This window comes from Pauljensenia sp. 20925_1_27, assembly GCF_041432835.1.
In the GTDB taxonomy this organism is placed as follows: Bacteria; Actinomycetota; Actinomycetes; order Actinomycetales; family Actinomycetaceae; genus Pauljensenia.
On the sequence record NZ_JAPWAH010000002.1, the window covers coordinates 140,927 to 155,466 of the forward strand.

A 14,540-nucleotide genomic window follows, 5' to 3' on the forward strand; every position below is an offset into this window, starting at 1 on the left:
ATCCCTGTTAGATCAACCGGGTGGTCAAGACCCACTTTCACAGGCACATCATGCACCCCATTGTCAGCCCCGACGACTCCTCGCTAAGGACCCAAGTCCCGAGAGGTGGAGACGATCCCTGAACGCCCAGCAAACACAAGCAAAAGCGAGGATTGAGAGGGCAGAACCCACGACGGTCGCAACGAAGGAATCGCGCCCGAGCCACCACGCTATACACCCGCCCGGAATCACTGCGGACACGCCCACGACGAGGATCGGCTTGACCACTTCCGACAATTTGGGTGTCACACCGATAAAACGCGAGACCTGAACGGTTGCCATGGCCGCGTCAAGCACCATGCACACGGCCCACACGATGGCCGCAGCCACCATTCCTCCACGAGGAATAAAGATGATGTTACCCACAACGTTGAGCGTGAGGACCACGACCTTGTTGATTGCCGCCCACCCCGAGCGGCCGCTCATGATGAGCAGTGAGTGAATATTTCCCGCCATGAAAGTGACGATGGAGCCGATGCACAGCACGACGAGGACGTTCGCACCGGGGGCGAAGCCGTCGCCGAGGATGCGCATGAGCGCGGGCGCGTAGATCGCCATGAGCGCGTAGATGGGGGCGGCGAACAGGACGAGCCAGATCGAGGCGGTGCTGTACAGGTCGCGCAGTTCCTTGGTCTTGCCCTGGTGGAGGAGCTTAGAGAACTGCGGGGAGACGACGACGCGCAGGGCCGTGTCGACGACCATACCTGCCTGGATGAAGCGGATCGCGCCGCCGTAGATACCCGAGGCCGCGTCCCCCGCGAGGAGGCCGACGAGGAGGACGTCCAGCCATTGCAGCGCCTGCTCGAGGCCGGCGGTGAGGGTTCGAGGCAGAGCAAAGGAGATGACCTGGCGGCGGCGGCGCGCACTCGGCCAGCGCCCCACGGAGTCCGCGGCCGAGGGCATGTGGCGCAGCAGGAGCCACCACGAGGCCACCAGGACGACGACGAAGGGCAGCGCCCACGCGACCGACACGAAGGCCAGGGACCCAGTGAACGCAGCCGCGAGCGCGACGAGGAGCGGGCGCAGGCCGGGCAGGAGCAGGTTTTGGACGAGGACGTACTCGCGCATGTTGCCGAGCGCCCGCAGGGCGGCGGAGGCAACCAGGGTGAGGGCGCCGATCGGCACGAACCAGAGCACCGCTCGGGTGGATGCGGCGACGTCAGCGTTCCAGATCAAGGGAGCCACGGCCTCGAGAATGAGGACGCACACGGTGGACACACCCACCGTCATGGAGGCCATGAAGGACAGGGTCGCGCGGATCTCCTCGGGCGCGTCCAGGGAGAGGCGAGGCATCAGGTAGATTGCGGTGGAGTCGAGGCCCACCTTAGCCAGAGCCATGACGATCGCGAAGACGCCTGTCGCCTGGGTGACGATGCCCGCACCCTGCGCACCGAGCATGCGCGAGAGGATGATCGTGAATGCGAAGCCGAGGACCGCCGAGGCGGCCGCTCCGACGAAGCCGACGATGCCCCCGCGCGCGAGGGAACGCCTGGCTTGATTTGCCTCACTCATGATTAACCTTCCCGCTACCACGCGGTAGCCTTTCTCTATAACCTACCGATGGGATAGACATGGACTTCATCAACTCGCTCTCCCCTGCGCGCAAGAAGATTCTGCTGGCAGCCGCCATCGCGCTGATCATCGCGCTCGTCATCGTCGGCTTTGTGCGCCTGACGGATTCGTCCGACACCGACGCGGCGGCCTCCGCTGCCTCCGGCGCGCAAAGCCCCGACGACGGGGCACAGTCCGACATTCCGCAGTCCGTTCCCAAGACCATCGCCCCGCAGTCGGGCGGCCCGGCCAACGTGTCCGGCTCGCTGGCCACGGATTCTGAGGCCGCCGGACAGGCCAGCTTCGTCATGAACACCCTGTGGGACGCGTACGCGGATCCCGCGCAGGCGCGCGCCACCGACCTCTCCTCCGTGCTCACCGCTTCCGCGCTGGAGGAGTTCGACGCGCAGGCCCTCGAGTGGACCAGGGACGGCACCCACGCCACGGGAACGCCCACCCTTGAGGACGTCCACATCATCAGCGATGACGGGGCGGGAAACATTACGGTCTCGGCGTGCGTCGACTCCTCTAACGTTCGCGTCCTCAACGACGCGGGCACTACGCTGACGGACGACACGACCATGACCCGCGCCCTCACCTATTTTGAGTTTGTGAACGACGGCGGCGCGTGGAAGCTGTCCGGCTTCTCGTTCCCCGACGATCCGACTTGTTGAGTCGCTCAAGCATCGCAGTGGCAAAAGCCCCGTCGTTCGCGGCGGGGCTTGTCCATTGCCCCATGCGCACGGCGCGCTCGGCGCGGACGGTTCCCGCGACGCCGCCGGTGCTCACGACGCCCTCGCGTTCGGCCTGGGCGCGCTTGATCGGGTCGTTTTCCTCCTCCAGGTGACGCGACAGGAGCGCGACCGCCACGACGGAGATCATGAGACCCGTGTTCATGCCGTAGTAGAACTGCTCGACCAGCGTCGCCAGGATGATGCCGCCCAGGATTGAGCCGTACACGTCCGTGGCGCGCCAGATGCGCGGGACCATGCGCCCGAAGAAGGCGAGGAACAGGGCCAGGCCGACCAGGCCGTAGGAGAAGATAACCGTCCAGAACTGTCCCTGCGTGCCCAGGGAGGGCAGCCAGGGCGAGGCCGACGGGCGCGGGGCACCGAAACCCAGGAGCGGGGACTGCTGGAGCTCGTACAGGGTCTCCAGGTAGTTGGAGGCGCGGTCCTCCGTCGAGGAGGAGGCCGCGACGCGCTCGAGGAGCGACTGCGAGGCCGGGGTCGCCAGCCACGCGCCCACGCCCACGCCGATCGCCGCGATAATGCCCAGGACGGTCCGCCAGGCACCCGCGCGCAGGCGCTGGAAACCCACCCACACGACGATGACAATGAGACCGATGTACATGCCGCGGTTGAGCGTCGCCGCGGCCGGGATGATCGACAGGGCACACACGGCGGCCACGATGAAACGCCACTTGTTGCGCTCACGCCACAGCACGTAGGCGAAAATGAGCGCGAGCGGGAAGATCAGCGAATAGACGTTGCCGTAGGTATTGGAATAGATGAAGGGCGCCGACGGGCGCGGGTCGGACAGGATCCACGACGACGGGTTCCACTGGGTGGTCGCGCGCTTCGTGAACTCCTTGACGAAGTCGTTGGAGTGCAAGGCACGCGGCACCAGGTAGTACATGAGCGTCTTGAAGCGCAGCGTCGGAGCCGCCATGGCGATGAAGCCGCCAATGGTGGTCGAGGCCAGGAAGCCCCACATCGTGCCGACGATCGTGCGCACGCTCAGGGACTTGCGCGCGTTGAACGCGTATACCGCGAAGACACCGGGCGACAGCTCCAGCAAGAAACGGTAGAACGCGCCGATGACGCGCCCGCCCGTGTCCAGCATCGTCATCGAGGCGAGCACCCACGCCAGGAAAAACACCCACAGGATGGTTCCGGGCGGGAAGCGCAGGCCGTGACGACCGATCATGAACACGAGCATGACGGTCGCGAACAGCGGCCACATCAGGTCACCGGAGCCGAGCACCCACCACAGGAAATACGCCGAATAGGCCACGACGAAGGGCCACGCAGGTAGGTCCTGCGCGTCCTCTCTCAGCGGCCCGATGCGGGCGGGGGCGGGTTTGGCCCAGAGTCCTCGACGCGGGCTCACGCGTGTCCGTTCCCTTCGCCGGTCGTCTCGGTCGCGGACGAGGCCTGGGCCTCCTCAGCGCTGTTCGACGGGGTTGCGCCGCCCTGCGCGCTTGCCTGCTGGGCTTGACGCGGGGCGACGAGCTTGTTGCGGTTGCGCGAGGACAGGTACAGGAAGGGTCCCTCGAGGAAGCCCTTAATTTCGGAGGCGGTGAGCGAGCGGGGCACGTCCTCGTCGGTGCCGGCGACGCGGGCTCCTCCGGGCTTAATGCGGTTGAGAATGCCGGGTACGCGGGTCGCCAGGGTGCCGAGCACGGAAGGCTTCGCGATGATCGCCTTCGTCAGGAGAGCAGCCATACCGGAGCCGTTGCCTCGGATCTGCTTATCCAGGCCGGCCTCGTCGACGCGGTGGCGATGGTGCACGAGCGCGTCGGGCGTATGGACGATGACGTCGCCCGTGGCCAGGATGCGCGCGAACATGTCGAGGTCCTCGCCGCCGCGCGTCGAGGTGCCAGCGCCCAGAGCCGGGTCGAAGGGGCCGACCTCCATGAGGACGTCGCGGCGCATCGCCATGCACACGCCAGCTCCCACGCGGGCGGTCGTGATCGGGAACAGCGGACCACCGTCGCCCTTCTCGCCCAGGACCTCCAGGCCCTCGGGAATATCGCCGACGCACCACACGCGCGGGGACATGTCCTTGGGGAAGCCGCCGCGCGACTCAAACCACCGCTGGGGCGCGTAACGCTGCTCCAGGGGCAGGGCAATGCCCGTCGTCGCGGCCACGTACGGCGAGGCCGTAAACGGGTCGATCATGGCGGTCAGCCAATGCGGGTCGACGATCGCGTCATCATCCGTGAACACAATGACCTCGCCGCGAGCCGCGAGCACGCCGCGGTTGCGGGCGCGCGACAGGCCGGGACGCGACGCCGACGCGATGGTCAGGCGCGTGTCCTCGATGCCCGCGAGCTTCTCGCGAGTCAGGCCCGTCTCCGGCGCATTATCGACAACAACCAGCGTGAAACGCTGATGATCCTGCGCGAGGATGGCGCGCACCGCGTCCTCGAGCATGTCGCACGAGCCGACCGTGCACATAACGACGGTCGCATCCACGTCCGCACCCGCGCCCTCTTCCCAGCCGCGAGCGGGAGCCGCTTCGACCTCGAGCACACGCGGATCGGTCTCCGGATGGTCCGTGCCGTCAATCTCCACAAACGCGGAGTTGCGGCCGTTATCGCGCACGAGCACGAGCGCTCGAGGATCCGACGGGTCGCCCGAAATCAGCTGGGAGACGCGCGCCGTGCGGTCGACATGCCAGATGGAGGCCGCCTTTGCGTCGGCCACGGTGGTCTCCTCGGCGCTCACTTTGTCCCCTTCTTCGAGGAGGTCTTGCCCTTGTTGCTCGACTTCTTGGACTCGGCGGTGTCTTCCGTTTCCTTAGTCGGAGCGGACGCGGCGGATGCCTTCTCGGAGTCGGCGGCTTCCCGAGCCGGAGCCCGGTTGACGGTCTCAGTCACAGCCTGGTCCACGGGGACGATGACCTCGGCCGGGCGAGCGGGAGCCGCGGGAGCGGAGCCGGTGGACGCGACCACCTGGTCACCCAGGTAGATCATGCCGTTCACCTCGCGGTTGATGATGGCCAGCTCGTCGAGGAGGGCGTGCAGATCCTTGAGGTCATGACCCTTGCGCACGGCGACGAGCACGTGGCGAGAGGGGCGGACCTCGTCCAGCAGAGAGGCCAGCGGCTGCTTAATGTCGATGAGGCGCGGCGCGGGCACGCGGGTCTCGGCCAGCGAGGCGGACAGGACGCGGTGCAGGTCACGCGCCTGCGGGTCAGACGCGTCGACGATCAGGTCGACCCAGTGGTCACGGTCGATCGCCATCGCAAGCATGCGGGTGGGGGCGAGCCACGGCTCAGGCGTGCCCTCCTCGGCGCTCCACACGGGCAGAGCCGTCAGGTCGGCCAGCTGCGTGGGCGAGGCCAGCGAGCGGGCGCGCGTCTCGCGCAGGAGCACCAGCACGAGGCCGGCGAAGACGCCGACGACGGTGAAAATCAGGATGAGGCGAGCCTTGGAGGGCTCCACCGTGTCGCTCGAGGCGTCAGCGCTCGTAATCACGAGGCCGGCGCTGGCGTGGTACGGCTCCAGCTGGGCGACCTGCTCCTTGAGCTTGTTGATCTCCTTCGTCACCTCGTCGGCGCGCGGGTCCTCCGTCACCTTGCCGTCCTCGTCGACGGTGGGCTGCAGGGTCCCCAGCTCGGCCTCCAGGGCGGCGATGTCCTCGTTCGCGGCGGCGGCCATCTCGTCGGCGCGCTGCTCGACGAGGGCTGTGCGCTGCTGCAGGTAGAACTCGGCGATCGCGTCCGCGGCCGCGACGGCCTCGGCGCGGGTCGGTGCCGAATACTCGATCTTCACGATCGTGCCATTCGTGTCGCCCGACACGTCCATGTTGGAGCGCAGCTCGGAAGCGGTCACGCCGCCGCCGAGCTTCTCAGCCGCCGCATCCAGGACCGTCGCAGACTTCGCGATGCCCTGCTCGGTGACCATGTCCGTCGTATTCGACAGGGAGGCGCGCACGGCGGGGGCAGGAGTGATGGTCGGAGAGGTAACGGTCATCGACACCGTCGCCGTGTGCGTTGAGGGAATGCCGAAGGCAGCGGCGACGCCGAGAACCAAACCAGCCGCGGTCCCCGCAGCAATCGACCTCCAGCGGCGCGCCAGGGCGTGACGGAGGATCTGCTGGCCGCCCGTAGGCGGAGGGGTAAGGATCATGACTGTTCTCCTTGGAGGTGAGAGCGCACCCACGCGGCGCGCGCATTCAGCCTGCGCTCCAGAGCGCGGCGGGACTGTGCGGGTCGAGACGCGACCCCCTGAGTGTAGACCTGCACGAATCGGTCGAGCTCACGCTCGGCCTGTTCGCGAGGAAGCGAAACGAGCGAGACCAGGCGCGGCAGCTCCTGGCCCGTCAGAGACCGCGACAGGTCGGCGAAGGCCTGCGCCTGCTCGGGGTTCTTCCACGAATCCGAGCGCCACGAGGCGTTTCCCGTGACCTGGCCTGGGTGGATGCGGTAGAGCAGACCCCAGGGCGCAATGCGGCGGATGCGACCGCCCGCAGACGCGACGCGCATCCACAGGTCGTAGTCCTCGGCGGGAACCGAGCGGTAGCCGCCCACGCGGTCCATGATCTCGCGGGTGGCCAGCATGGTCGGGTGGCACACGGGGTTGGTGAGCAGCAGGTGCCAGCCCATGTCCTCGGGCGTGATCTCGTAGGGCATGCGCGGAACCGGGCGGGAGCCGCGCAGCTCGATCATCTGCGTGAAGACCATGTCGTCACCGCGCTCGATGGCGGCCGTCGTGCGCTTGAAGCGGCCCTTGAGGGACACGTCGTCGGCGTCCATGCGGCCGACGAGGCGGGAGTCGGTGCGGTCCATGAGCTGGGTGAGGACGCGGGACACGCCCCCCTCGCCCGGCGTGATGTCCTCGATGCGCAGGCGCGGATCGACCACTCCCCTGCGCGACGCGCCGCGGATGGCCTCGCAGACCGTCGAATCCGACGACGAGTCATTGCCGACGACCAGCTCCGCGTCGCGGGGCATAGCAGCCAGGGTCGAGGCCACGGCGCGCGTGATCGTACCCGCGGCGTTGCGCGCGGGTAGCAGGACGGACAGCTCAGGCACGGGACTCCCCCTGCTTGGCGGCCTGTTGGGCGTTCTGCTTGGCCTCCTGCTTGGCGGCCGCGTCCAGGGCACGCAGGTCGCGGAAACGACGACGCAACGAGATCGAGGAGTGCGCGACCGCGATGACGGCGAGGAACGTGTAGAGCACCATGAAAGGCACGCCGAAGCCCCACGCCGCGAAGGACCAGCACAGCACACCCGGGTCGGTGGGCAGCAGCACGAAGGAACGCAGGTTCCCGCCGCGCGTCTGCTTGCGGCCCGCCGCGCGCACAAACTGCTCGGCGAGGATCTGGCTCATGAACTGACCCGACGTCACCCAGCCGTAGACGAGTGCGACGACGGCCAGCCACCACGACTCGGGACGGTAGATCATGACCGCGGCGGCGGTGCAGAAGTGGATCGCCGGGGAACGGAACGCGTCGGCGACGTGATCCACCCACTCCCCCGTCTTCGAGGACGCACCCGTGACGCGCGAGACCTGGCCGTCCGCGGAGTCGAACATGAAGCCGACCGCGAGGGCCGTACCCACGATGAGGCCCGTCCACCACGCGGGCTCAAGCGCGACGAGAACGATAAGGCCCACCGTCGAGAAGCACACGGAGATGAAACTGACGAAGTTCGGGGTCCAGCCGAAAGCCGCGCACGCGGCGGCCACGACCCGCGCCGCACCGCGGTTGACCCAGCGCATGTACGCGGGAACGCCCGCGCCCGGCTTCTGGGCGGCGGCGAGCGCGCTTCGATACGCACTAAATCGAGTCCCCCAGGAGGAACCCGGCTCAAGCACGACGGGCAGACTCACTGCTGCTCTCCTTCCGGCGCCTTATCCGCATCCTGCACCGGGGCCTCGTCAGAGAAGTCCTCGGGCGCGATGAAGCGGCGCAGCTTCGTCGACGACGTCGACGGCGTGTACGGCAGGTAGACGACGCGCGCGCCCACCTCGGCCATTTCGGCCTCAAGCTGAGCGCCCTTCGGGGTGCCCTTCCAGTCGTCACCCTTGAAGAGGACGTCGAAAGGCTGGAGGCGCCAAGCGAGGCGCTTGTCCTGGTCCAGGTCAACGACAACCGCGTCCACGAAACGCAGCGACGACACGAGGTCGCAACGCTCCTTGAGCGGGATGACGGGGGCGCGGCCCTTCATGCGGATGAGGGCCTCGTCCGAGGTCACGCCGACGACAAGGCGATCGCAGCGCTCACGCGCGGCGCGCAGGATGTTGAGGTGTCCCTGATGGAACATGTCAAAACCCCCGGGCACGTAGCCGGTGATGGGGGTGCGATGCTGAGTCGTTTCGTCCACGTAATAAGTGTGCCATTTATCAGGCGGTCAATGCGACACTTACCCGCTAAATGACCGAAAGATCACGTCTGAGCGTTCCCCACCAAGTGACAAGAGAGTCCACGCGAGGCCGTTTTGGCGCGCAAATATGACCAGATGGCCGCATGTTGTCTTGTTACAGGGTGCGACACGCCAGCGGGGTGTCACGCGATCCAGGCGACAGGCGGGCGGTCAGGCTCAGCCCGCGCACCTGCCGAGCCCCTGCCTCGTTGCTGCGCGCACGAGAGGGACTCAGCGGGAGAAGACGACCGTTCGGTTGCCGTTCATGAGGACGCGGCGCTCCGCGTGGAAGCGGACGGCCTGGGCGAGGACGCGGCGCTCCACGTCCTGTCCGAGGGCCACCATGTCCGGCGTCGAATCGGCGTGAGAGACGCGGGTGACGTCCTGCTCGATGATCGGACCCTCGTCCAGGTCGGCGGTCACGTAATGGGCGGTCGCACCGATGAGCTTGACGCCGCGATCGTGAGCCTGCGCGTAGGGGCGCGCGCCCTTAAAGGACGGCAGGAACGAGTGGTGAATGTTGATGACGCGGCCCTGCATGGCGCGGCACACCTCGCCGGAGAGGATCTGCATGTAGCGGGCCAGGACGACGAGCTCCACCTTTTCGGAAGCGATCAGGTCGAGGAGCTGGCGCTCCGCCTGGGCCTTCGTGTCCTTCGTGACGGGGATGTTCAGGAAGGGGACGCCGTAGAACTGGGCGACGGGTGCCAGGTCCGGGTGATTGCCGACGACCGCGATGACGTCGATGGGCAGGCCCTGGGTTTGCTGGCGGTACAGGAGGTCGGTCAGGCAGTGCCCCTCGCGCGACACCATAATGATGGTGCGCAGCTTGCGGCCCAGGTCGTCGACGCGGTAGGTGGCGTTAAATTCTTCGGCGACGGCGGCCAGACCCTCGTCGATGGGCGCGCGGCCCCGCGGCGAGTCGACCTCGACGCGCATGAAGAATGTGCCCGTGTCGGGATCGCCGAACTGCTGGGACTGGATAACGTTGCCGCCGGACTCACCGATCACGCCGGTCACGGCATGCACGATGCCGGGGCGGTCCGGGCAGGACAGGGTCACAACAAGCTGCGCGTTTTCAGTCATGGGAGCCAGTCTAGCCAGGTTCATACCCACGAACGAGGCCGGGGCAGGGTTTGCGGGGGACGCCACGGGGTTGCGGGGCGGGGAGGTTTCGCAGCGGGGCGAGGTTGCGTCATTGCGGGCAGGGTGGTCGCCTGAGCGGGCAGCGCCACGGTTTCACGCATGTTTCACGCTTGTAGCCCACGCACATCGGCTCAGTATGGACTTCTCAGCCCGATGGGTGGCGGCTTGAACCCCTCAATACGCACGTTAACCCCGTAGGTGGCGGCCTGGGCGCGCCGCCAGTACTGCCACCAAGCGGGTTAACTCTCCAGTTAACGGGCCAAAGGCACCACCTTTTGGGCCCTAATGTCGCACTCCACGCTACAGAACGGCAAGACCAGGAACCTGCATGAGCATCCACTTGACACCAAAGCTGGTTTGACTAGCAGAGCAGAACCGTTCCCCCTGGACAGGCTGCTACGATGCAAAGCAGTGAACCAGAGCAAAGGAGCCATCATGGTCCCCGCCGACGATGACCACAAGGACACCAGCAGCGCGTCTACGAAACAGCGCAAGAGAAGAGGTCTCACTCCCATGCCCGACTGGCTGATGCACTGGTGGACTCCACTGCTCGTAGCAGCCATCCTATTTGGCCCGAGTCTCATCTTCGCGATCATCTGGGGAGGCCAACCTCATTGGCCGTCATCCAAAGCGATGAAACTCTGCATGACGATTACTGGCGCAGGCCTCGCATTCTCAGCCTGGCAGCAGAGAAGCCACGATAACGTGGTCAAAGAGAAGCAAGAACAGGCGACAATCGAACGCAACGAATATTGGAAGCGCCGCGAACAGATTTACCAGCTCCTCGGATCGAAGAATCCTGGTCTACGACTCAGCGCAGTTGCTCTACTCGCAGAACTGGCAGATTCTGCAGCCCATAGCTCCCTTCTCAACGACACTGAAAAACAACAGCTACAGCGCCACATCATCGACACACTGTGCCTTCAACTTCGGCACGAGGGATTGAACAAAACAGAGGAAGGCAATCACGAGGAACATGCTGAACTTCAGAGAACTATAATCAACACCATCATAATTCGCATAAATATGCAAGATCGCTCAGACAATCATGCCGACTGGTCGCAATATGTTATAAATTTGAGCGAAATTACAATGATAACACCAATCAATATTTCAAATATCAACACTAGCACACCATTAATCTTCAACTCCACAAAGTTTTTGAAGCCATTTAACATATCCGACTCAACTTTACTACAAATCTATTGGGAGACAGCTCAATTTTACAGCTACCTAAGTGTTTCCGGCAGATATTCAGCCTGCATAATAAGCATAGACGACTTGCCCACCTACGCACCCTCCATATCATTTAACAACTCCATAATCAAGATCAATAGACGCGCACTTTCTATAGACCTTAGTAACTTCAAGCAAAATACACCCTATCCAGCAATACGCTTCAATGAATGCTTATTTTTCACGAAAGATAACAGCGCAACGCGAAAGAGAAGCACTTATCTTCCGCAACCGAAACTCTATATTTACGCACACGCCGAAACAGATCCCACATACAGTACACCACAGGATCTAACCATCACAAAGTGCAAGTTCTCAGACATTGAGATCAGCTCAGAAAATCCAGAATCTCAAATTCGCATCAATGAATGCATCATCAATAATTTCATTGAAATTAAATTCGAAGATGCAGAAAACTCATTCACTCCCACCAGAGCACCCTCGAAACAACACAAGCACATACTACTTCATCAGAACACTCTTATATCTCCACCAAAGACCATCCCTGTCACAGTCACAAAAGCAACAGAACTTAGCATTGACACACTCATCGACTTTAGGCAAAATAGAATTTCAAGAAAGAACAATCTAGACAAGGTCAACATCCTAGATTACACGCTTGACATAAACAACCCTGAACCAATCCATTTCACTGAACGAACCGAACCTAATCAACCCGACTTCGAATGGCGGACCGGAGGAAACATCAAGGATCAATATGATGATATTGAAGAGTAGAAACCCTTAGCATATTGACACCAGGGAACCCCACCCACTCTCACTCACCCCAGAACTCTAGCCATTATTTCAATCTTCACACAGATACTTAGCTGCTGACGCGTTACACGAATAGCATTCGCCACTAGCAAACATACTAAACACAGGTAGGCAATACCATACACCGAATGAGCTAACGAAACTTCCATCTTCACGTCAGATGTATACAATAGCATTCTATTTGTTATAGTCGCTCCACAGTTATACAATTAGGCATGCAGATTCGAATTGCGTCCCCTGACAACCTCGAGTTCATTGCGGGCGCGTATAACCATGCCCGGGCGTTCATGCGGGCGAACGGGAACACCACCCAGTGGCCCGACGGTTATCCGAGCATGGACATCGTCCGGGCAGACCTCGAACAAGGGCATGCCTACATCGTGGCTGACGACGAGGGGCCTGTAGCCATCTTTTCTTTTGTTCCTGGGCCAGACGAAACCTACGCCCAGATCGATGGCGTCTGGCGTTCTGATGCCGAGTACCACGTGATTCACCGAGTCGCTGCGGTGCGCGGACGAGGCATTGCTCGGGCGATTTTCAGCTTTGCGGCCGAGCACGCGGACTATCTGCGCTGCGACACACACGAGGACAATGCGCCGATGCGGCGCGCACTTGAATCGTTTGGATTCCGCAAGTGCGGCACAATCACCGTTGCCAACGGCACGCAGCGCGTCGCCTACGACTGGCTCAAGGAACCACTAGACGGCGGCGCCCCGGCTAGCCCCACGACACGCTAGGCTTCTCATCCTTAAGTACTTACCCAACAATCTCGCATGCAATTCCCTACAGACACTGGTCCACGACGCCTCAGAAACCGCATGATTTCAACGTTTCGGTTTCAAAATCTGAAATACTGGTGGGGGAATTGCATGCGACTTTTGTGGAGCTGCACCCGTTATGGAGCATTACACCCGATCAGTGGGCATTACACCCGATCAGAGCGGGTGTATCGTCACTGATGAGGTGCACGATCTCATCGCAACAAACACGATCGCGGAAGCACACCACCGGAGCGCAGACACCACGACTAGGGCAGGCGCCGCACACCGGCACGAGGCCACTCACGATGCCACTCACCGATGCACGGCAGGCATCCGACCGCAATCACACTTGTTCCTAAGTGGTGTAACACCACTTAGCGGGGTATTACACCAGCTCGGAGCTAGTGCAATGCTCCCTAACTGGTGTAATGCTCCCTAACTGGTGCAGGGCTGCCCGGCATGGCTCGGCTGGAATCCTGTTGGGGCAGCCATCGAGCAGATCTTGCCGCATGCAGGCTTGTTGCTCAGTAGCATTGCACCACTTAGCGAAGCATTGCACTAGGTAATAAGCAGTGCAACGCCTCGCTATCTAGTGCACTGCTGCCACACCTAGTGAATTGCTCCATGATGTGGGTCTGCCGCGCGCCGCCGGAGCACCACGGCGCGCACGCTCACAGACGAACCCCCCATACACGCGGGCGCGCGCCCGGCCAATCAGCCGGGCGCGCGCCCTTCCCACCAACCGCCACGAGGGCGGTAGCCTCACTTGATGAAGCCGAGCGCCTTGACGGCGTCGTACTCTTCCTGCAGGGCCTTGATGTTGTGGTCGATTCCGGCGCGGGTCGCGTCGGAGATCTCGAGGCCGTCGACGACCTGCCACTCGCCACCGTCGGAGGTGACGGGGAAGCCGAAGTTCAGGCCGGCGGGGACGCCGTAGTGCGTGCCGTCGGACATGACACCGGCGGTGACCCACTCGCCCTCGGGGGTGCCGTGGATCCAGGAGTACATGTGGTCGATCGCAGCGTTCGCGGCGGAGGCGGCCGAGGAGGCGCCGCGCGCCTCGATGATGGCCGCACCACGCTTGGCGACGGTGGGACGGTAGTAGCTGGACAGCCACTCTTCGTCCACGAGCTCGGTCGCGGGCTTGCCGGCAACCTTCGCGAAGGAGACGTCCGGGTACTGGTCGGCCGAGTGGTTACCCCACACGACGACGTCCTTGATGTCGGCGTTCGCGGCGCCGGTCTTGTGGGCGAGCTGCGCGATCGCACGGTTGTGGTCGAGGCGCATCATCGCGGTGAAGCGCGACGCGGGGACGTCCGGCGCAGCGTTCTGGGCGATGGTGGCGTTGGTATTCGCGGGGTTGCCCACGACGAGGACGCGCACGTCATCGGCGGCGCCGTCGTTGATGGCCTTGCCCTGGGGGCCGAAGATGCCCGCGTTGGCTTCGAGCAGGTCGGCGCGCTCCATGCCCTTGCGGCGCGGCATAGCGCCCACCAGGTATGCGACGTTGGTGCCCTGGAATGCGCGGTTGACATCGTCGAAGATTTCGACGCCGGCCAGGGTCGGGAACGCGCAGTCGTCGAGCTCCATGGCGGTGCCCTCGGCGGCCTTGACGGCCTGGGGGATCTCCAGCAGGTTCAGCTTGACGGGCACGTCCGGGCCGAACAGCTGGCCGGAAGCAATGCGGAACAGGAGGGCGTAGCCGATGTTGCCGGCTGCGCCAGTGACGGTGACGATACGAGGTTCTGCCATGATTGGCGCTCCTTTACAGTTCCTGTGGGCGTGTGCCCTTCAGTCGCGGTGTTCCCCGCGCTCTGCATCCTAGGATACGTCGTCGGTCACAGTTCGACCCGGGCACCCAGTCCCAAGACAAGACAGCCGAACAGTGATCTGCGACATACACGGCATGCTAGGCTCTCCCGCACTCATACCACC

General features: G+C 63.6%; 12 protein-coding genes. 3 read left to right on the forward strand and 9 right to left on the reverse strand.

Annotated elements, in window-relative coordinates:
- Positions 1-63 precede the first annotated feature (63 nt).
- Positions 64-1,551 (reverse strand): flippase, encoded by a 1,488-nt coding sequence (locus tag O3684_RS02175; RefSeq protein ID WP_500064825.1) that lies wholly within the window; start codon positions 1,549-1,551, stop codon positions 64-66.
- 59 nt (positions 1,552-1,610) lie between these two features.
- On the opposite strand from O3684_RS02175, the gene O3684_RS02180 reads away from it, so the two are divergent.
- Positions 1,611-2,264, forward strand: a complete 654-nt coding sequence (locus O3684_RS02180; protein WP_500064827.1) for a hypothetical protein — start codon at positions 1,611-1,613, stop codon at positions 2,262-2,264.
- Here O3684_RS02180 and O3684_RS02185 read toward each other — a convergent pair.
- The 7 genes from O3684_RS02185 to purU all read right to left on the reverse strand — a co-directional run bounded on the left by O3684_RS02185 (position 2,185) and on the right by purU (position 9,771).
- Positions 2,185-3,702: an O-antigen ligase family protein gene (locus tag O3684_RS02185; RefSeq protein WP_500064829.1), complete on the reverse strand. Its 1,518-nt coding sequence runs from the start codon at positions 3,700-3,702 to the stop codon at positions 2,185-2,187. The genes O3684_RS02180 and O3684_RS02185 overlap by 80 nt on opposite strands.
- A complete protein-coding gene (locus O3684_RS02190; protein WP_500064830.1) occupies positions 3,699-5,042 on the reverse strand; it encodes a glycosyltransferase family 2 protein in 1,344 nt (447 codons plus the stop codon). The genes O3684_RS02185 and O3684_RS02190 overlap by 4 nt, the downstream gene beginning before the upstream one ends.
- On the reverse strand, positions 5,039-6,448 hold the full coding sequence (locus O3684_RS02195; RefSeq protein WP_500064831.1) for a YveK family protein: 1,410 nt from the start codon (positions 6,446-6,448) through the stop codon (positions 5,039-5,041). Before O3684_RS02195 ends, O3684_RS02190 begins: the two co-directional genes overlap by 4 nt.
- The gene (locus O3684_RS02200; protein ID WP_500064834.1) at positions 6,445-7,353 is read right to left on the reverse strand and encodes a glycosyltransferase family 2 protein; all 909 of its coding nucleotides are present in this window, start codon (positions 7,351-7,353) and stop codon (positions 6,445-6,447) included. Before O3684_RS02200 ends, O3684_RS02195 begins: the two co-directional genes overlap by 4 nt.
- Positions 7,346-8,152, reverse strand: coding sequence for a CDP-alcohol phosphatidyltransferase family protein (locus O3684_RS02205; protein WP_500063400.1), 807 nt, complete (start codon positions 8,150-8,152; stop codon positions 7,346-7,348). The genes O3684_RS02200 and O3684_RS02205 overlap by 8 nt, the downstream gene beginning before the upstream one ends.
- Positions 8,149-8,646, reverse strand: coding sequence for an FAD synthase family protein (locus O3684_RS02210; protein WP_500063401.1), 498 nt, complete (start codon positions 8,644-8,646; stop codon positions 8,149-8,151). Before O3684_RS02210 ends, O3684_RS02205 begins: the two co-directional genes overlap by 4 nt.
- A gap of 270 nt (positions 8,647-8,916) precedes the next feature.
- Positions 8,917-9,771 (reverse strand): formyltetrahydrofolate deformylase, encoded by an 855-nt coding sequence (purU, locus tag O3684_RS02215; protein WP_500064835.1) that lies wholly within the window; start codon positions 9,769-9,771, stop codon positions 8,917-8,919.
- 495 nt (positions 9,772-10,266) lie between these two features.
- Between purU and O3684_RS02220 the strand changes: the two genes are divergently transcribed.
- Complete coding sequence (locus tag O3684_RS02220) at positions 10,267-11,805, forward strand: hypothetical protein (protein ID WP_500064836.1); 1,539 nt, start codon at positions 10,267-10,269, stop codon at positions 11,803-11,805.
- 254 nt (positions 11,806-12,059) lie between these two features.
- Positions 12,060-12,581, forward strand: coding sequence for a GNAT family N-acetyltransferase (locus tag O3684_RS02225; protein ID WP_500064837.1), 522 nt, complete (start codon positions 12,060-12,062; stop codon positions 12,579-12,581).
- A gap of 786 nt (positions 12,582-13,367) precedes the next feature.
- Here O3684_RS02225 and O3684_RS02230 read toward each other — a convergent pair.
- Complete coding sequence (locus O3684_RS02230) at positions 13,368-14,357, reverse strand: malate dehydrogenase (protein ID WP_009057671.1); 990 nt, start codon at positions 14,355-14,357, stop codon at positions 13,368-13,370.
- Positions 14,358-14,540 lie beyond the last annotated feature (183 nt).